This window comes from Stenotrophomonas sp. 2619 (genome assembly GCF_040548725.1).
GTDB lineage: Bacteria > Pseudomonadota > Gammaproteobacteria > Xanthomonadales > Xanthomonadaceae > Stenotrophomonas > Stenotrophomonas maltophilia_AP.
Genome location: NZ_JBEPSF010000013.1, coordinates 92756 through 110592 on the forward strand (window position 1 = coordinate 92756; position 17837 = coordinate 110592).

At 68.3% G+C, this 17837-nt stretch carries 18 protein-coding genes; 14 read left to right on the top strand and 4 right to left on the bottom strand.

Going from position 1 to position 17837, the window contains the following annotated elements; genetic code table 11:
* Nucleotides 1-16: 16 nt before the first annotated feature.
* The 3 genes from ABIA71_RS14020 to ABIA71_RS14030 form a co-directional block, all read right to left on the bottom strand.
* Complete coding sequence (locus ABIA71_RS14020; RefSeq protein ID WP_128096565.1) at nucleotides 17-412, bottom strand: OsmC family protein; 396 nt, start codon at nucleotides 410-412, stop codon at nucleotides 17-19.
* A 97-nt stretch (nucleotides 413-509) separates the two neighbouring features.
* On the bottom strand, nucleotides 510-1358 hold the full coding sequence (locus ABIA71_RS14025) for an acid phosphatase (protein ID WP_354285921.1): 849 nt from the start codon (nucleotides 1356-1358) through the stop codon (nucleotides 510-512).
* A 103-nt stretch (nucleotides 1359-1461) separates the two neighbouring features.
* On the bottom strand, nucleotides 1462-3045 hold the full coding sequence (locus ABIA71_RS14030) for a sensor histidine kinase (RefSeq protein WP_354285922.1): 1584 nt from the start codon (nucleotides 3043-3045) through the stop codon (nucleotides 1462-1464).
* 235 nt (nucleotides 3046-3280) lie between these two features.
* On the opposite strand from ABIA71_RS14030, the gene ABIA71_RS14035 reads away from it, so the two are divergent.
* From ABIA71_RS14035 to ABIA71_RS14045, 3 genes are all read left to right on the top strand, one after another.
* Nucleotides 3281-4252: an AraC family transcriptional regulator gene (locus tag ABIA71_RS14035; RefSeq protein WP_354285923.1), complete on the top strand. Its 972-nt coding sequence runs from the start codon at nucleotides 3281-3283 to the stop codon at nucleotides 4250-4252.
* Between the two features lie 172 nt (nucleotides 4253-4424).
* Nucleotides 4425-5075: a response regulator gene (locus tag ABIA71_RS14040; protein WP_128096561.1), complete on the top strand. Its 651-nt coding sequence runs from the start codon at nucleotides 4425-4427 to the stop codon at nucleotides 5073-5075.
* A gap of 110 nt (nucleotides 5076-5185) precedes the next feature.
* Nucleotides 5186-5581: a response regulator transcription factor gene (locus ABIA71_RS14045; protein ID WP_354285925.1), complete on the top strand. Its 396-nt coding sequence runs from the start codon at nucleotides 5186-5188 to the stop codon at nucleotides 5579-5581.
* A 14-nt stretch (nucleotides 5582-5595) separates the two neighbouring features.
* Here the strand turns inward: ABIA71_RS14045 and ABIA71_RS14050 are convergent, their stop codons facing one another.
* Nucleotides 5596-6783, bottom strand: a complete 1188-nt coding sequence (locus ABIA71_RS14050; RefSeq protein WP_354285927.1) for a hypothetical protein — start codon at nucleotides 6781-6783, stop codon at nucleotides 5596-5598.
* A 171-nt stretch (nucleotides 6784-6954) separates the two neighbouring features.
* Between ABIA71_RS14050 and ABIA71_RS14055 the strand changes: the two genes are divergently transcribed.
* The 11 genes from ABIA71_RS14055 to ABIA71_RS14105 all read left to right on the top strand — a co-directional run bounded on the left by ABIA71_RS14055 (nucleotide 6955) and on the right by ABIA71_RS14105 (nucleotide 17539).
* The gene (locus ABIA71_RS14055; protein ID WP_128097605.1) at nucleotides 6955-7389 is read left to right on the top strand and encodes a hypothetical protein; all 435 of its coding nucleotides are present in this window, start codon (nucleotides 6955-6957) and stop codon (nucleotides 7387-7389) included.
* Complete coding sequence (locus tag ABIA71_RS14060; protein WP_128097603.1) at nucleotides 7386-7898, top strand: DUF202 domain-containing protein; 513 nt, start codon at nucleotides 7386-7388, stop codon at nucleotides 7896-7898. The genes ABIA71_RS14055 and ABIA71_RS14060 overlap by 4 nt, the downstream gene beginning before the upstream one ends.
* 49 nt (nucleotides 7899-7947) lie before the next feature.
* Nucleotides 7948-9549 (top strand): arylsulfatase, encoded by a 1602-nt coding sequence (locus ABIA71_RS14065; protein WP_354285929.1) that lies wholly within the window; start codon nucleotides 7948-7950, stop codon nucleotides 9547-9549.
* Nucleotides 9549-10475 carry a formylglycine-generating enzyme family protein gene (locus tag ABIA71_RS14070; RefSeq protein ID WP_354285931.1) on the top strand — a complete coding sequence of 309 codons (927 nt, stop codon included), beginning with the start codon at nucleotides 9549-9551 and terminating at the stop codon, nucleotides 10473-10475. The genes ABIA71_RS14065 and ABIA71_RS14070 overlap by 1 nt, the downstream gene beginning before the upstream one ends.
* A gap of 42 nt (nucleotides 10476-10517) precedes the next feature.
* Nucleotides 10518-10916, top strand: a complete 399-nt coding sequence (locus tag ABIA71_RS14075) for a DUF1622 domain-containing protein (protein WP_354285933.1) — start codon at nucleotides 10518-10520, stop codon at nucleotides 10914-10916.
* 5 nt (nucleotides 10917-10921) lie between these two features.
* Complete coding sequence (locus tag ABIA71_RS14080; protein WP_354285935.1) at nucleotides 10922-11905, top strand: SphA family protein; 984 nt, start codon at nucleotides 10922-10924, stop codon at nucleotides 11903-11905.
* Nucleotides 11906-11940: 35 nt separating this feature from the next.
* A complete protein-coding gene (locus tag ABIA71_RS14085; protein ID WP_354285937.1) occupies nucleotides 11941-12762 on the top strand; it encodes a DUF2092 domain-containing protein in 822 nt (273 codons plus the stop codon).
* Nucleotide 12763: 1 nt separating this feature from the next.
* Nucleotides 12764-13267: a hypothetical protein gene (locus ABIA71_RS14090; protein WP_128097600.1), complete on the top strand. Its 504-nt coding sequence runs from the start codon at nucleotides 12764-12766 to the stop codon at nucleotides 13265-13267.
* A 159-nt stretch (nucleotides 13268-13426) separates the two neighbouring features.
* Nucleotides 13427-13975: a DUF4136 domain-containing protein gene (locus ABIA71_RS14095; RefSeq protein WP_354285939.1), complete on the top strand. Its 549-nt coding sequence runs from the start codon at nucleotides 13427-13429 to the stop codon at nucleotides 13973-13975.
* A gap of 103 nt (nucleotides 13976-14078) precedes the next feature.
* Entirely contained in the window at nucleotides 14079-15284 is a 1206-nt protein-coding gene (locus tag ABIA71_RS14100; RefSeq protein ID WP_354285941.1) for a BamA/TamA family outer membrane protein, read from the top strand.
* Nucleotides 15275-17539: a patatin-like phospholipase family protein gene (locus tag ABIA71_RS14105; RefSeq protein ID WP_354285943.1), complete on the top strand. Its 2265-nt coding sequence runs from the start codon at nucleotides 15275-15277 to the stop codon at nucleotides 17537-17539. The genes ABIA71_RS14100 and ABIA71_RS14105 overlap by 10 nt, the downstream gene beginning before the upstream one ends.
* Nucleotides 17540-17837 lie beyond the last annotated feature (298 nt).

Sequence of the window (17837 nt, forward strand, 5' to 3'; positions counted from 1 at the left end):
GACAGGTGAGGGCGGTTCAGGCCGGACCGCGTTCGCTGGTGATGGTGGCGCCGTCACGCATCACCAGGGTGACCGGGGTCTTTTCGACCACCTCCAACAGGCGCTGCCACTGGGCGTCGCTCAGCGCAGCGCTGGCATGCAGGACGCGGTGCACCAGCAGCTTGCCGTCGGCATCGCGCGAGGAGCTCAACTCGGCGCGGAAGGTGCCCAGTTCCCACCCTTTCTTTTCCGCATACATGCGCAGGGTGATCGCCGTACACGCCGACAACGAGGCCAGGTACAGGTCGAACGGAGCCAGGCCCGCCCCCTGGCCACCGAGCGTGGCCGGCTCGTCAGCAATCACCTCGTGCTCGCCGCTGCGGATGTGGTGGCGGTAGTTGGGGCCTTCTGAAACGATCTGGACCTGTGCCATGGGCGGCGCCGTGCTGGAGTGGGAGCGCGCAGCATCGCACGCTGCCGCGCGTAACGCAGGGCGGGTCGCCGGGACGCAGCGTTACACCGCGATGGAGCTATTGCACGCCGGGAATACGGATCTGCAGCGCCGCGGCCTCGGCGTCGCAGCCGCTGGCGGGCACGCCGCTGCCGCGCAGGCTGCTGATCTCCGCGCGGGCCGCGGCCATGTCGTCGTTGAAGTCGGCATTGGCATGCAGCATGGCCAGTGCACCGGCGGCGACGGCGCGTCCCTGCAGTACATCGCTCTGCCAGTGCGCATTGCAGATCAACCGGTTCTCGCCGAACGCGCGCCCGCGTGCCAGCAGCGCATCGGCCTGGCCAGGGCTGAGCTCGGTCAGCAGCAGCGCCCAGGTCCAGCTGATCGCCGTGTGCCCAGACGGGTAGGAGCCGTCGGTCCGCAGCTGCGCTTCGTCCGCCGGTGCGCAGGTGGCCTCTTTGTAGAACACGAACGGGCGGGTGCGCTTGTAGTGATCCTTGGCCGCATAGGTGGCCAGCCCGGCATCCACCAGGCTGCGCTGCAACAGCAGGTACAGGCGCGGGGTGTCCTGCTGGCTGATCGGAACCCCCAGCGCGCAGGAGAACGCGCTGGCCACGTGCGGGAAGCGCAGGTCGGCATCGGCGGTGGCCAGCGCGTAACGGGGCGTGCGGCGCAGCTTCTGCGCGGCGCGGCTGATGGCCTGGTCCTGGGCGAATCCGGGCGAGCCCTTGGCCGGGGGCGGTGGCAGCAGGGCCAGGCTGTTGGGCAGGGCACGCCCCAGGTAGCCGGCCGGAATGCCCGGGCGCAGTTCGGGAACCACCCGCGCCGGCGCAGCAGGCGGTGGCGGCGCAGGGGGCGGTTGCAGCGGGCCTGATGCACAGGCGGCCAGTACCAGGGGCAGCACCACCAGTGGGTTCACAACACGCATGTCAGCCTCCCGCGGGGCGGCCACCGTGGCCAGCACTGCCTTCAATCTGGAAGCATCGCCCGCGGCGGGCAAGCGCGTTCCTACGCGGGTGGCGCCAGTAAAACTACGGGTCGGCCACCACGTCGGCGTCAGGGTCCAGCGCGAACCGCACCTCGATGCGGGTGCCGCCGAGCGGACTGCGGCCCACTGCCAGCGTGCCGCCGAGCAGGCGTGCGCGCTCTTCCATGCTGATCATGCCCAGCCCCGGTGCCGCCGGAAGGCGGCCGGGCACGGGCATGCCGCGGCCGTCGTCGTCCACGCGCAGCAGCAGGTGTGCGCCGCGCACGCTGACCAGCACGTCGGCGACGCTGGCCTGGGCATGTCTGTCCACGTTGTTGAGCGCTTCCTGGACGATCCGGAACACGCTCAGCTCCTGGTCGTCGCGCAGCCGCGGCGTCTGTTCGATACGACAGCGAAGGCGCAGCGCACCGCGCGCGTTGCGCTTGATGCAGAACGCGTCCAGCGCGCTGGCCAGGCCGGTGAACCGCAGGATGCTGGGATGCAGCTCGTGGGAGATCGACCGGATATCGTTGGACACCGACAGCAGCTGCTCCTGCAGTTCCACCACGGTGCCGCGTGCCTGCTGGCCCACCTGGTGGCGCAACGCACTGAGCCGGATCGAGATTGCCGCCAGCGACTGGTTGACATCGTCATGCAGGTCGCGCGCGATGCGGGTGCGTTCTTCTTCCTGCACCACCAGCATGCGCCCGGTCACTTCGCCCAGCCGACGATAGGCCTGTTGCAGTTGCAGGTGGTTGGAGAGCTTCTGTTCGGACAGCGCGCCCAGGAACAACAGCGCAAAGCCGGTGCCCAGCGTCCACGCCTGCGCGGGCACCAGGTCGTGGCTGGGTGGGTCGGACCCGAACGGCCCCAGGCCTTCCAGGCCCAGCTGCATGCCCAGAACCGCGACCGCCAGCATGCCCAGGCTGGCCCCGCTGACGCCGAACATGATCAGCGCCCACACCAGCAGCGGGATCGGTGCCAGCGCCAGCAGCGGTGTAATCGCCGCGTGATCCCAGTCCACCCGCCAGAACAGGCCCAGCGCGCCGAGCAGGGTGACCGCCAAGGCAATGCTGCGCCAGTGCCAGCCGTGGCGGCGTTCGGGACTGCGCACCAGCCGTTCCATGCTGACCACGGCCGGCACGATCAGCAGGTAGCTCACGCTGCTGCACAGGGCGGCTGCCAGCAGGTCGGCATGCGGCAACGCGCCCGCACCGCTGCCGCGCACCAGCAGCTGCCAGGCTGCGCTGCATGCGGGCAGGGCAACGCACCCCAGCAGCATGAACAGCATGATCTCGCGGTAACCCTCAAGCACGGCGCGCTCACCCCGCCAGCGCAGCAGCAGCGCGGCCACGCCCACCACCAGGGCAACCTCGCCCAGGCTGGCAAGCAGCCGGGCCACGGCGGTGTCGGGTATCAGAAGGGCACCGAGCAGCGTACCGGCGCACGCCGACAGCACGCATGTGCGCCACGCCGAATGCGGAACGCACAGCAGCCAGCCGAGCAGCAGCGGACCGGGCAGCCACAGGACATGCATGCGCAGGCCCGGGATCTGGGTCACGTTGGGCAGCAGCTGGCCCAGCAGGCAGCCGGTGACCAGGGGCAGTACGCAGGTGAACACCGTGCGCAGGTCGGGTGAAGAGAACACGGTGGGGTGGCAGGCGGTGGAGCGGGGGACGTTTGGGTCCGAAGGCTCAAGGCGGATCGGTTTGACGGGGCTCGCCACCTGGACCATGCAGCTCTGTGCACCGTAGCTGGAGTGTAGATCGGGAACGCGCGGGAAGCGCTTGTCGTGGCACTTGATCGGAAGCACAATCGCGCCGATCTAAGCACTTCCGCCGCTTGCCTGCTATCCGATTTCCGACCCGTTGCGAGGAGTTGGCATGGACGAACCGCTGGCGCCGTACACCCGCTTCGTGGTCGATGGCTTCGACGCCGATGCCCTGTTGGGGGTGGTGCGCGATACCCGTTTCGAGCAACGGCTGCTGGGCGCCGGACACTTCCGTGCGTGCCTGCAGCGGCTGGTTTTTCCCGAGTTCAGTCTGGACAGCGGTGCCTATTCGCTGCCGATTTTTGCCAGCGGTACGTTCGGTGAGGGGATGATCGCGCTGGCGATGGCCGTGTCCTGCACACAGCCCATGTGGGCCAACGGGCGCTGGATCGGGGCGGGCCAGGTGATGGTGTTCGCCGAAGACAGCGAGTTGAACGTCCGCCCCAGCCCGGGCGGCTGGCAGTGGGCCGTCCTGCTGATTCCACGCGAGGTTCTGCAGCGGGCCGCGCTGGAGCGGGCCGGGCGTGAGCTGCGCCTGCCGCGGCAGGGGTGGTACAGCCAGCCCGCCGCGCCGGTCGAAGCGCAGGCATTGCGCGACGGCGTGGCCACCGTGCTGGACGACGCCGCCGCCCGCCAGGGGCTGGTCAGCCTGGATCAGGTACAGGCGCAGGCGCAGCTGCTGTTGGGCGTGTTCATCGATGCGGTGGCCGCCAGCGACCGTGGACCGGAGTGCCGTGCAGTGGGCAACTGGGTCGAGCGCCAGCGCGATGCGATCGTGCGCCGCGCCGAACGCTACCTGAAAACACAACTGGACCGACCCTTCGACAGCCGCGGGCTGTCGCTTGCCCTGGGCGTGGGCGAGCGCCAGCTGGAGCGCCTGTTCCGTGACGTGTACGGGCACGGTCCCTGCCACTGGCACCAGATGGCCCGGCTGAACCTGGCGCGCAGTGCACTGCTGCACGCCGGTCGGGAGGGCAGCGTGACTGAAATCGCCACACGCTGCGGATTTGCCCATTTGGGGCGCTTCTCTGTGACCTACCGCACTGTCTTTGGGGAATGTCCCCGCGACACGCTGCGCGGCTGAGAAGACCCGCGGATACACGCCCTTGGCGCATCACAATGTCGTCACGGAACTGCTCGCATGGTCAGCGCGCTGCAGCCACGCGTCCGGACTTCACCGGCATTCACGCCGGGCACCGGCGCACGGTTGGCTCCAGCTCAATCAGGGGACGATTGATACCGACGGAGAGACCGCAATGAGCGTGATGTGTGAGCGTTCGCTTTCAACGCAGTTCCGCAGGGTCGTGGTCGCCGACGATCACATGCTGGTGGCACAGGGCATCGAACGGTTGCTGACCGACAGCTTCGAGACCATCGAACTGGTGGGGTCGGGCGAGCAGCTGGTCGAATCGGTGCGGCGTGATCCGCCTGACGTGGTGGTGGCCGATATCAGCATGCCGGGCATGAGCGGCATCGATGCGATGCGCCTGATGCGTGGCGAAGGCTATGCGATGCCGTTCGTGTTCCTGACCATGCATGACGAGTCGAGCGTCGCCGCCGAAGCGATCCGTGCCGGGGCGCGTGGCTACATCCTGAAGAGTTCAGCGGGCGACGAACTGATGCGTGCCCTGGCCGGCATCATGGATGGGCAGACCTACGTGACCCCCACGCTTGCCGCCCATGCGATCGTCTGCTCCGGGCGACGCCCGTACAGCCTGACCGACAAGCAGCTGCGCATCCTGGAGTACGTGGCACTGGGGCTGCGGTCCAAGCAGATTGCCTACGAACTGGGCGTGTCGGTGCGCACCGTGGAGTCGCACAAGTACGCGATCATGCAGGAGCTGGGCGTGCACGGCACGCTGGAGCTGGTGCGCAAGGCCGAGCAGGAAGGCCTGATCCGGCACTGAGCGTGCGGGCGGCGGCAAGTAGATTTACTTGCCCCGGCCCCGTTGTTTTTCCCTTGTTCGACCCATCGCGCCCGCCCACCATCGACCCACGCGTCGAACGGGCGGAAGCCATGAATGCGGTCCGTGTGCTGCTGGCCGAAGATGGGTGTGCGATGGGGCGCCAGCTTCGCGGGCTGCTGCGCCAGCAGTTCGAGGTGATCGGCCTGGTCCAGGACGGCGAGTCGCTGGTGCAGGCGGCGCGGTCGATGCTGCCGGACGTGGTGGTGACCGACATCGCCATGCCCGGGCTGAGCGGCCTGGAGGCGGCGCGGCGGCTGCGCGCGCAGCGGCCGGTGGTGGGCGTGGTATTCATCACCGTGCATGCCGAGCTGCAGATGGTGCGCCAGGCAATGGCGCTGGGCGTGTGCAGCTATGTGCTGAAGTCCGACGCCGGCGACGACCTGTTGCTGGCCGTGCAGGCCGCACTGGACGGAGTGCCGTTCGTGTCGCGCTCGCTGCAACGCTGACCGCGCACCGCTGCTCAGGCCAGGATCCCGACCAGCTTCTTCACCAGCTCGTCCACCGACATCGCCATCAAGGCCAGCGGGCACAGCGGCAGCGCCGCATGCAGGGCGATCCACAGCAGATTCCAGCGCGTGAACGGCACCGCCGACATGCGTACCAGCCCCTGGTACACCCCGCTGAAATCCGCATAGGCCGAGGCGTCGCCGTGGTCGAGCAGGGTGTCGGCATCGGCCGTGCCTGCGGTGGCGGCGGCGTCATCGGCCCCGGCGGCCTGCCAGCGCCGGTCGAACACGGCCGCGGCGCGGTTGCCCAGGGCATCGAAACGGAACAGCGCGTGGCGTTTGGCCCGCATCAGGGTGGGCATCAGTACCAGCAGCGGTGCAATCAGCAGCGCGGTGACCCCGACCACGTAGCCGACCAGCAGGTGGCGCAGCCCATACAGCGATTCACCCAGCCACACCATCTGGTTGACGCACGCGCCGGCCAGCAGCAGGCCGCCGGCCAGTGCGAGGATCGCAAAGCGCTCCTGCGCCAGGCCCAGGAACGCCAGGCCGCCGGCACCGTCGGGGTGCTCGGCGTGCAGGCGCAGGCCTACCCGTGGCAGTCCGCACAGCAGGACAGTCCACAGCACGAACCGCCACAGCCACAGCAGACCCAGCAGCCGGAATATCGGCACCGACACCCATTCGTACCAGCGCCCGGCCGCTGTGAGCTGGCCGGCGTGCAGGCGCCAGTCGGCCACACCGGGCAGCAGGTTGACCGCGGTTCCGGCGAGCACAACCGGTGCCAGCGCGATCAGCAGGCACAGCAGTTCGGGGAGGGGGCTGTCGCGCCCGCGGCGGACCCGCTGCAGCAGCTGCTCGAGGTGGGCGGCGCGGCGTGCGGGCACCAGGCTGGCGTGGCCGAGTTGGCGCAGCGCATTGCGCAGCAGTGCATCCGCGTGCGGCGCTGCGAGGACCAGCAACGGAAGGGCGAGCAGCAGGCGGCTGAGCGTGGCGTAGTCGCCCGCCAGCGCCATGCCGTCGCTTCGGGGCAGCAGGGTGCCGTCCAGCGCGGTCAGCACCAGCGGCGGTACCAAGGACACCGCCACCAGGCCGACCGCCAGCCACCACGACAGGTGTGCATGGCCGCGCAGCACGCCTGCGGCGTGCATCAGCCGGTGGACAAGGCCACCGCGCATGAGCGAATACCCGTGCTGTGCCATTGCGTACATGCTCCTGGCAGGCATGGCCGTCGACCATGTCCGGGCACGAGCATAGCGCCGCAACCGGCCTGGACCGGCGCAGTAAAAATACTGGGGACGATGCAGTACCAATCCGGATGTGCGGCACGCGCCACCCGGCCAAGCTGGAGGCCTGTCGCAGGGAATCCGGCAATGCTATCGGTGATCGACGTTCTTACCCGCTTCTGGACCGACATGATCGAGCGTGCGGAGGGTCCGATGACCTTCCGCTTCTTCCTTCAGCCGACCATGGCCCTGATCACCGCGCTGATCGACGGGATCAAGGATGCGCGCGCCGGCAAGTCGCCCTATGCCTGGCTGCTGGCGCACAGCGACAGTTCCCAGCGCCTGACCGCGTGGCGCGAAGGGGTGACGGCCACTACCCGGATCCTGCTGCTTGGCGTGGGCATGGATGTGATCTACCAGTTCCGCATGTTCGGCGGCTTCAAATATCCCGTCGAGGCGTTCGTGATCGCGGTGGTGCTGGGATTCCTGCCGTACCTGGTGCTGCGGGGGCCGATCAACCGCATCGCGGGCTGGTGGCTGCGCCGCCGTGCCGCGGCCCACCCGGAGGATCGCACACCATGAGCGAGCAGGACCCGCGCAAGAGCCTGTCGGACCGGGCGGTCAGCATCGCGCAGGCGCGCGACCTGCTGGGCGGTACCGACGCCGCATCGATGGAGCTGTCGTCGCGCCGTACCGGCATGTCGTTCCAGCGCACCCGCATGAGCGCCGACCGGACCTTGATGTCCATCATCCGCACGGCGCTGTCGCTGATCGGCTTCGGCTTCACCATCTACCAGTTCTTCGGCCACATGCTCGAAGTGCCCGGCACCACCTTGCGGCCGCATGCGCCCCGCAACTTCGGCGTGGCGCTGGTGGCGTTGGGGCTGGTGCTGTTGACCCTGGGCATTGTCTACCACGTGCGCTACATGCAGCAGCTCCGCAGCGAGCGCGCGCTGATGATCGCCGAAGGGCTGATCCACGGCGAAAGCCATTACCCGCTCTCCCTGACCCTGATCACCGCCGGGCTGCTGTGGCTGCTGGGGCTGCTGGCCATCGCCGGCATGACCTTCAACGTCGCCCCGTTCGCCTGAGCACACCGTCCCGCCGCGTTCCGCCCGCTGATTCCCTGGAGAAAACCGCATGGCCACCTCGAAAGCCCCCAAGACCGCCAACGCTGCCGGCTCGACGTCGGGCAAGGCCGGCACCGGCAAGCGCCCCAACATCCTGGTGATCTGGGGTGACGATATCGGCATCAGCAACCTGAGCTGCTACAGCCAGGGGCTGATGGGCTACCGCACACCCAACATCGACCGCATCGCCGAGGAGGGCACGCTGTTCACCGACTCCTATGGCGAGCAGTCCTGCACCGCCGGCCGCTCTTCGTTCATCACCGGGCAGAGCGTATATCGCACCGGCTTGTCCAAGGTCGGCATCCCCGGCGCACCAACCGGCATGAACGAGAAGCTGGTGACCATCGCCGCGCTGCTCAAGAACCAGGGCTACGCCACCGGGCAGTTCGGCAAGAACCATCTCGGCGACCTGAATCACATGCTGCCCACCAACCACGGGTTCGATGAGTTCTACGGCAACCTGTACCACCTCAACGCCGAGGAAGAGCCGGACATGTACGACTACTTCCCGGAGAAGGACTTCCCGAACTTCCGCAAGACCATGGGCCCGCGCGGCGTCATCCGCAGCTGGGCGACGGACAAGGACGATGCCACCGAGCAGGAGCGCTGGGGCAGGGTGGGCAAGCAGAAGATCGAAGATACCGGGCCGCTGACGCCCGAGCGGATGGAAACCTGCGACGAGGATTTCGCGGCCACCGCCAAGGACTTCATCAAGCGCCAGCACGATGCCGACACCCCGTTCTTCGTGTGGGTGAACTTCACCCACATGCATCTGTTCACGCACACCAAGAAGGAAAGCCTCGGCCAGGCGGGGCGCTGGCAGTCGCCGTACCACGACACCATGATCGACCATGACCGGAACGTCGGCGAGCTGCTCGACTATCTCGACGAGCTGGGCATCGCCGAAGACACTTTCGTGATGTACTCCACCGACAACGGCCCGCACCGGAACTCCTGGCCGGACGGCGGCACCACGCCGTTCCGCAGCGAGAAGGACACCAACTGGGAGGGCGCGTTCCGCATTCCGATGGTGGTGCGCTGGCCCGGCCACATTCCCGCGGGCACCGTTGCCAACGGGATCGTGCAGCACCACGACTGGCTGCCGACGTTCCTGGCGATGGCCGGTGACCCGGATGTCAGCGAGAAGCTCAAGAAGGGCTACAAGGCGATCGGGCGGACCTACAAGAACCATATCGATGGCGTGAACCTGACCGGCTACCTGACCGGCAAGGAGAAGGAGAGCCCGCGCAAGCTGTTCGTCTACTTCAGCGACGACGGCGATGTGATGGCGATCCGCTACGACAACTGGAAAGTCTCGTTCATGGAGCAGCGCTGCAAGGGCACGCTGCAGGTCTGGTCCGAGCCGCTCATCCGGCTGCGCCTGCCCAAGGTCTACAACCTGAGGACGGACCCGTTCGAGTTCGCCGACATCACCTCGAACTCGTACTACGACTGGTTCCTGCACCACGACTACATCCTGTTCGGGGCCTATGCGATCGCCGACAAGTTCGCCGCCACGTTCAAGGATTTCCCGCGGGTGCAGAAGCCGAACACGTTCACCATCGATGATGCGCTGGCCAAGCTCAGCGAAGCCTGCGCGGGCAATCAATGATGAGCGTCGTCGCCGATACCATGATCGACATCGCCGGCGGTGTCTTCGTGATGGGATCCAACGATCACTATCCCGAAGAACGGCCGGCGCACAAGGTGCGGGTGGCGGCGTTCCGGATCGACCGCTACCCGGTGACCAACCGGGAGTTCTCGCGGTTCATCCGGGACACGGGCTACGTGACCGCCGCCGAGCGCCCGGCGGACCCGGCCGACTACCCCGGCGCGGACCCGGCCCTGCTGGTGCCGTCCTCGGTGGTGTTCGTGCAGCCCGCGCACCCGGTCGATCTGTCCAATACGCACAACTGGTGGCATTACGTGGCCGGCGCGGACTGGCGTCATCCCCGCGGTCCGGGCTCGTCGCTGCAGGGCCTGGACGATCACCCGGTGGTGCACGTGACTGTCGCCGACGCACTGGCCTATGCACGGTGGGCGGACAAGGACCTGCCCACCGAAGCCGAATGGGAGTTCGCCGCGCGCGGTGGGCAGGAGAGCGGCGAGTTCGCCTGGGGCGACAGCCTGGTTCCGGGGGGGCGCCATCAGGCCAATACCTGGCAGGGCGAATTCCCGTGGCACAGCCTGGACGAGGACGGCTACCGCTGGACCTCGCCGGTGGGCAGCTATCCGCCCAATGGCTACGGCCTATACGACATGATCGGCAACGTCTGGGAGTGGACCAGCGATTGGTACCAGCAACACGACCAGCTGCAGGGCAAGCCGTGCTGCGCGATCGACAACCCCCGGGGCGGTGCGCGCGAGGGCAGCCACGACCCGCGCGACCGCAGTGCGATTCCGCGCCGGGTGATGAAGGGCGGTTCGCACCTGTGCGCACCCAACTACTGCCGGCGCTACAGGCCTGCCGCGCGGATGGCGCAGCCGGTGGATACCTCCACCTGCCACGTCGGCTTCCGTTGCGTGGAGCGCGGATGAACCGCAGCCGCCCGCCGCATCGCCCTTTCCGGAGGATCGCCGATGTCTCCCCTCAAGACGTGGCTGGTGGCCTGCACCGAGCCGGTGGTGGTGGTGATCGATGCGATGGCGCTGGTGCTGATCGTGGTGGCCACGCTGATCGCCTTCGTGCGTGGAGTGCGCCTGCTGCTGCACGGCCACCCGGACAACGTGGCGCGCCGCGACCTGTGGCTGGAATACGGGCGCTGGCTGGTGGCCGGGCTGACCATGCAGCTGGCCGCCGACATCCTGGAGTCGTCGATCTACACCAGCTGGGACAGCATCGGCCAGCTGGGCGTGATCGCGGTGATCCGGACCTTCCTGAACTTCTTCCTGGAACGCGACATCCAGGACATCCGCGAACGCCAGCGCCGGGCCGCTTCGCGCCAGAGCGCGGCGCCGCGCAACCGACCCGAGAGGTGATCCGCATGGGCAGCCCATCCTACCGTCACTACCGCCGTTCCAGTGGCGTCTGCGCGGCGTTGCTGGGCGCACTGGCGCTGGCCGCCAGCGTGCAGGTGCACGCCACCGAAGGCGCGCTCGGGCGCTCGATCACCGGAATGCAGATCACCTCCTATGCCGGGGTGATCCCCCCGGAGCCGGGCATGCAGTGGTCGCTCAGCTACGTGCACTACGACGGCAACATCGGCGGCAGCCGGGCCGCGCCGATCGCCGGGCAGATCTCGCTCGGCCTGGAAGCCGACGTCAGCCTGACCGCCGCCACCGGCGTGTATGTGTGGCCCACCCGCACCGGCAAGTGGAATTTCGCCTCGATGCTGACCGTGCCGTACATCACCGCCGATGTCACCGCCAACCTGGAGGGGCCGTTGGGCGGCCGCCGCCAGGTGCAGGACAGTGCATCCAACCTGTTCGATGTGTACTTCGCCCCGTTCATTGCCGGCTATCACATCGACCCGGTCCAGCACGTGTCGCTCGGCCTGTACGTGTACGCCCCCACCGCCAAGTACGACCCGGGCAAGCTGGCCAATCCCGGCTTGAACGTGTGGACGCTCTCGCCCAGCGTTGGCTACACCCACCTGTTCCAGAAGGGCACGCTGGAGTTCAGCGTGCTGGGCGCGGTGGACTGGTACAGCCGCAACGATGACACCGACTACAAGAACGGGCTGGTGATGCGCACCGACGCGCTGCTGGTCAAGCGCACGCCCAGCGGCTGGGGCTTCGGCGCGGCCGCTGGCTGGATCCAGCAGGTGCAGGACGACGACGGTGATACCGCCGACCGGCTCGGCGGGTTCAAGGGCCGCTCGTTCGGCATCGGTCCGGTGCTGACCTATGGAAAGAAGTGGTCCGGCGGCGAGCACCTGGACGTGTCGTTGCGCTACATCGGCGAGTTCAGCGTGCGCAACCGCTTCGAGGGCGATCCCTGGAGCGTGTCGATCAGTGGCGGGTTCTGAACCCGCCGTTCTGCTTTGTTGCCTGGAGAATGCCCATGGTTGCCGCCCCCCGTTCCATCGCCTGGACCGCCTGCCTGCTGCTGGCCGCCGTGCCGGGCGCGCATGCCGCCGCCCGCGCCGCCACGCCCGCGCCACCGGCACCGGCCGCGGCCAGCGCGACGCAACCCGAACGCGACCCGGAGGCACTGGCCGCACTGGACCGGATGGGCGCTGCGCTGCGTGCGCTCACGCAGTTCTCGCTGGTGTCCCAGGCCAGTACCGAGGTGGTGCTCGACGACGGCCAGAAGATCGAACTGGACGGCACGGTCACCTACAAGGTGCGGGCCCCCAACCGGTTGTTCCTCGAGCTGAGCAGCGACCGCCAGTTGCGCCAGCTGTACTACGACGGCAGCACCCTGTCGCTGTACTCGCCGCGCCTGAAGTACTACGCGCAGGTGGAGGGATTGCACGCCACGCTGGCCGAGCTGGTGGACGACGCGGCCAACCGCTATGGGATCGAAATGCCGCTGGCCGACATGTTCCTGTGGGGCACCGACAAGGCGCCCAAGAGTGCGATCCGCGGGGCACTGCACGTGGGCGGCGGGCTGGTGGATGGCGAAGCGGTCGAGCAGTACGCCTTCCAGCAGGACCAGGTGGACTGGCAGGTCTGGATCGCCAAGGCGACCGGGTTGCCGAAGAAGCTGATCATCACCGCGCTGGACGATCCGGCCCTGCCGCAGTACCGCGCCGAGCTGCACTGGAACACGCGCGGCACCCTGAAGGACAGCGCGTTCGCGTTCACTGCGCCGGCCGATGCGGCCCGCATCACACTGGTGCCAGTTGCTGTGGTGGCCATCGATGATGGACAGGAGAAGTGACATGCAGATTCCCATGCGTTCGGCGCTGCCGATGGTCGCCGGTGCTCTGCTGCTCGGCCTGGTGCTGTGCAGCGCACCGGCCAACGCGCAACGCGCCGGCTTCCATGGCGGGGCGCGGGCCAGCGCGCACACCAACATCAACCGCCCGGTGCAGCGCCCGCAGGGCAGGCCGGCCAATGTCAACCGGGCCGTCGCGGGCAATCGAAGCGTCGATGTGAACCGCAACGTCAACCGCAACGTGAACCGCAATGTCAACGTGAACGTGGATTACCACGACGACCACTGGAACCGATGGGACGACCACCCGTTCGCCACGGCGGCGGCGGTCACCGCCGGGGTGGCGGTGACCTCGGCAGTGATCGGTTCGATCGTCAGCTCGGTGCCCCCCAGCTGTGTCACCACGGTGATCAATGGCATGGCCTACCAGCAGTGCGGCAGTACCTGGTACGCGCCGCGCTATGCCGGTACCACGGTGCAGTACGTGGTGATCAACCCGCCGCGCTGACCGGTAGTTTTGCCTGTCGTGGCTGCGTACTTATGCGGATTCCCCACCACTGCGGGCGCATTAACGTTGGCATCGGGCGGCGGCCTCCAGGGCGCCTGCACCCATTCAACGCCGTCGCTGCGTCCGCAGCGCGTCCCTTCCGCAACTGGAGCCTGCGTCATGAAAGCCTTCGTCATCGCCGTCCTGGCCAGCGCGCTGGTCGCCTGTGCCTCCACCCCCACGGTCAAGACCGACTTTGAACCCACCGCCAACTTCGCCTCCTACAAGACGTACTCGTGGGCGATCACGCCGCAGGCGGCCTCGCCGCTGGTGCAGCAGCGCATCGTGCAGGGCATCAACGCCCGGCTGCAGGCCAAGGGCCTGCGCGAAACCCCGCAGGGCGGCGACATCGCGTTGGCCGCGCACATCATCACCGCACAGAAGCAGACCCTGGACACCTTCTACACCGGCAGCGGCATGGGCGGGTGGGGCTGGCGCGGCGGCTGGGGCGGCGGCATGGCCATGGGCAGCGCCACCACCCAGGTGCATACCTACGATGTCGGCACGCTGGTAGTGGACATGTTCGATGCGCGGACCAAGCAGGCGGTCTGGCGTGGCACCGCCAGCGGCACCGTGCCGAGCTCGCCGGACAAGGTCAATGCCGCCGTCGACGCCGGCCTGGACAAGCTGTTTGCCGCCTATCCGCCCGGTGCCAGCGCCGCACGTTGAACGGTGCCGCAGCGCGTGATGGTTTCACCGCGCGGCGCCGCGCCGGGGTTCTCCCTCCCACCGGCGCGACGTCGCGCACCTAATGGCCATGCCGAGGTGATTGATGTCCACCCCCTACCGCGCGCTTGGCTGCCTGCTGCTGCTCTGGCCCCTGGTGGTTTCGGCCCAGGCCGACGCCGACCCGGCGGTGCCGGCCGTTGCCGCGGCACCGGCATCGGCGCCGCCATCGACCGGCATGCGCGGGATGTTCCGTGACAGCGAAGACGGCCGGTTCGACATGTCGCGCTGGCTGCTGGAGCACCGCGGCTTCCTGCCCGTGCCGATCATCATCACCGACCCGGCAGTAGGCAACGGGGGCGGCGTGGCACTGGCGTTCTTCCACGCGCCCGCCTCCAGGGCGGCGCCGGACGGGGAGGGCACCACGCCGAAAATGCCCACCCCGGATATCTACGGCGGCGGCGCGATGCGCACCGAGAACGGCAGCGAGGCGTACGGGGTGGGCGCATCCCTGCACTTCGACGACGACCGCTGGCGCTATCGCGGCGGGGTGGCCAAGACCTCGTTCAACCTGGGCTTCTACACGCCCGGCACGCGCCTGCCGGCCGCCGCGATCGAGTACAACGTCGACGGCGTGATGTCGTTCCAGCAAGGCTTCCGCCGCATCGGCGAGCGTGATCTGTTCGTTGGCCTGGCGTGGATCTACATGGACATGGACATCGGGTTCGACATCGCCTCCGACCGCGAGCGCTTCCAGCCCCATGAGCTGGCCACGCGCAGCTCCGGGCTCGGGCTGTCGCTGGAATACGACACCCGCGACAACCCGTTCACCCCGTCGCGTGGCTGGCTGGGCATGATCGAGGGCAACTACTACCTGCCGGGCATTGGCAGCGACACGGCGTTCCAGAGCTATCGCGGGCATGCCTACGGCTACTGGCCGCTCGGGTCGCGGCTGGTGCTGGGCGGACGCGCCGACGCACGCTGGGCCAACGGTGACATACCGTTCTACCGCCTGCCGTACATCGACCTGCGCGGCATCGGTTCGGCCCGCTACCAGGACACCCGGGCCGCGGTGCTGGAGACGGAGCTGCGCTGGAACCTGACCCGGCGCTGGGCGCTGATCGGGTTCGTCGGGGCCGGCCGCACCTGGGGCCGCCACAACAGTTTCAGCGACGGCAGCAGCCAGGTCTCGAAGGGGGCGGGGGTGCGCTACCTGATTGCGCGCCAGCTCGGCATGCACGTGGGCGTGGATTACGCCTGGGGCCCGGAAGACGACACGTTCTACATCCAGGTGGGCAGTGCATGGCGCTGACCTCGCCCGCGCTGCTGTTGTGGGTGGGGCTGCTGCTGGGCGGCGCGGGCCTGCTGCAGGCCACGGGCGCACACGCGGCCCCGGTGGGCAGCAGCTGCGGGGTGCGTGCCGACGGTGACACCCGGCCGCGCATCGGGCTGGCCCTGGGCGGTGGCGGGGCGCGCGGGATCGCGCATGTGCGCATCCTCAAGCAGTTGGAGGCGCAGCACATTCCGGTGGACTGCATCGCCGGCACCAGCGCCGGCGCACTGGTGGGGGCGTTGTATGCGTCCGGCTCGACCCCGGCGCAGATCGAGCAGCTGGTGTTGGACACGCAGTGGATGGCGATGTTCAGCGACACCCTGCCGCGCCGCGAACGGTCGCTGCGGCGCAAGGCCGACGATTATGAACAGCTGGCCGCGATCGGGGTCGGCTTCGGCGGTGAGCAGGGCAAGGCGGTGTCGCTGGCCGGCGGCGTGTCCGAAGGCGAGAAACTGATTGCGCTGTTCGAACGTGCCACCGGCGGCGCACGGGTCAGCGGGCGCTTTGACGACCTGCCCATTCCCTTCCGCGCGGTGGCCACCGACCTCAATACCGGCCAGCCGGTGGTGTTGGCCGAGGGCAGCCTGCCGATGGCGATGCGCGCGAGCATGTCGCTGCCGGGCATCTTCCGCCCGGTGGTGATCGAGGGGCGGGTGTTGGTGGATGGCGGCGTGTCCAACCAGGTGCCGATCGATGTAGTGCGCGCGATGGGCGCCGACCGGGTGATCGCGGTGGACGTGGGCACGCCGCTGCGCGTGCTGGACGGCAACGCCAGCCTGGTGGACGTGATCGGGCAGCTCAGCGGCTTCCTCACCACCGGCAGTGCGCAGCGGCAGCTGGACAGCCTGGGCCAGGGTGACCTGGTGATTGCCCCGGATCTCACCGGCAAGGTAGCCACCGGTGATTTCGACAAGGCGCCGGAGGCCTTGCGCATCGGCCAGTTGGCCGCCGATGCCGCAGCGCCGGCACTGCGTGCGTTCGAACAGCCGCCCGCGGTGTATGCGGCGTGGCAGGCGCAGCGCGGGCAGCGCACGGTGCCGGTGGCCCCGGTGCAGGTGGCGTTCGTGGAGGTGGTCAACGACACCGGCTACGCCGACGCGCTGTTGCTGTCCTACCTGCCATTGCAGGTGGGCGCGCCGCTGGATGCGGCGGCGATGCAGAAGGGCATCCTGCGCGGTTACGGCATGGGCACACTGGCCAGCTTCAGCTACGAGGTGCGCCAGCGCGACGGGCAGACCGGGGTGGTGGTAACCGCGCATGCCAAGCCCAACGGTCCGGCCTACCTGGAGGCCGGGCTGAGCCTGAGCGATGACCTGCAGGGCAACCATGAGAGCAACCTGCGCGCGGGGCTGCTGTTCTCGCCGCTGTCGCGCTACGGCGCCGAGGCGCGGGTGGTGTTGCAGGTGGGCAGCGAGCCAGCGCTGACGGGGGAGTACTACCATCCCTTCGACCTGCGCAACCGCTATGCATTCCAGGTGGGTGGCGGCCTGCAGACGCGCAGTTTCAACCTGTACGACACCGACGGCGACAAAACAGCGCGGTTCCGCGTACGCCGCGCGGGTGCGACGCTGGGGGTGGTGCGGCACGTGGGCAACATGCTGTCGCTGAGTGCGGGACTGCAGCGCTACACGGGCAATGCGGCGGTGGAGGTAGGTGACCCGACGATTCCGCGCACGCATTTCGAGGAAGGTGCCTGGTTCGCGCAGGCAACGCTGGACGATATCGACAGCCTGTATTTTCCGCGCGACGGGCAACTGGTGAACGTGGGCACGTACCAGTCGCGGTCGGGCCTGGGCGCCGATACGGGGTTTGGCCAGGTGGACCTGGACGCGGTGGGCGCACGCTCGTTCGGACGCCACGCGCTGCAGGCAGGACTGCGCTACCACGTAACGTCATCGGGCACGGCACCGGTGCAGAACCTGTACCGTCTGGGCGGCCGCTGGCGGCTGGCAGGCTTCCAGCACAACCAGCTGACCGGCCAGGACTACGCACTGGGCTTCGCGGGATACACCTACGAACTGGGCAAGGTACTGGGCCGCTCCGCGCAGGTAGGCGGAACGCTCGAATACGGCAACGCATGGCAGCACCGCTCGGACATGTCATTCAGTGACGGCATCTGGAACGGCAGCATCTTCCTGGGCTTCGATTCCTGGATCGGCCCCCTGATCTTCGGCGTCGGGTTCCGCGAAGGCGGGGAAAACGTAATGTTCATCGAGTTGGGCCAATCGTTGTAGCGGTGGCTACCGGCTCAGAGCAACAGCGGCAAGCCCGCACTTCCCAACCCTCCAACCCTCCAACCTTCAAGCCTCGGGACACACGCAGAAATACACTGCCACCTGCTCCCGGCTTCTCCCATGGCCACCAGCCCAGTATCGGGGGTGGGGGTGGGTGGGTTCGCGGGACCGTTGGGCGCCATGGATGGCGCTCACGAGCCTCCAGGGATGGATTCACGGCGTGTCCCGCGCACCCACCCACCCCCGCCCAGCTGACCTACAGGCAGACCACAGGCTTTTGCTCCGGCTCCGGCTCCGG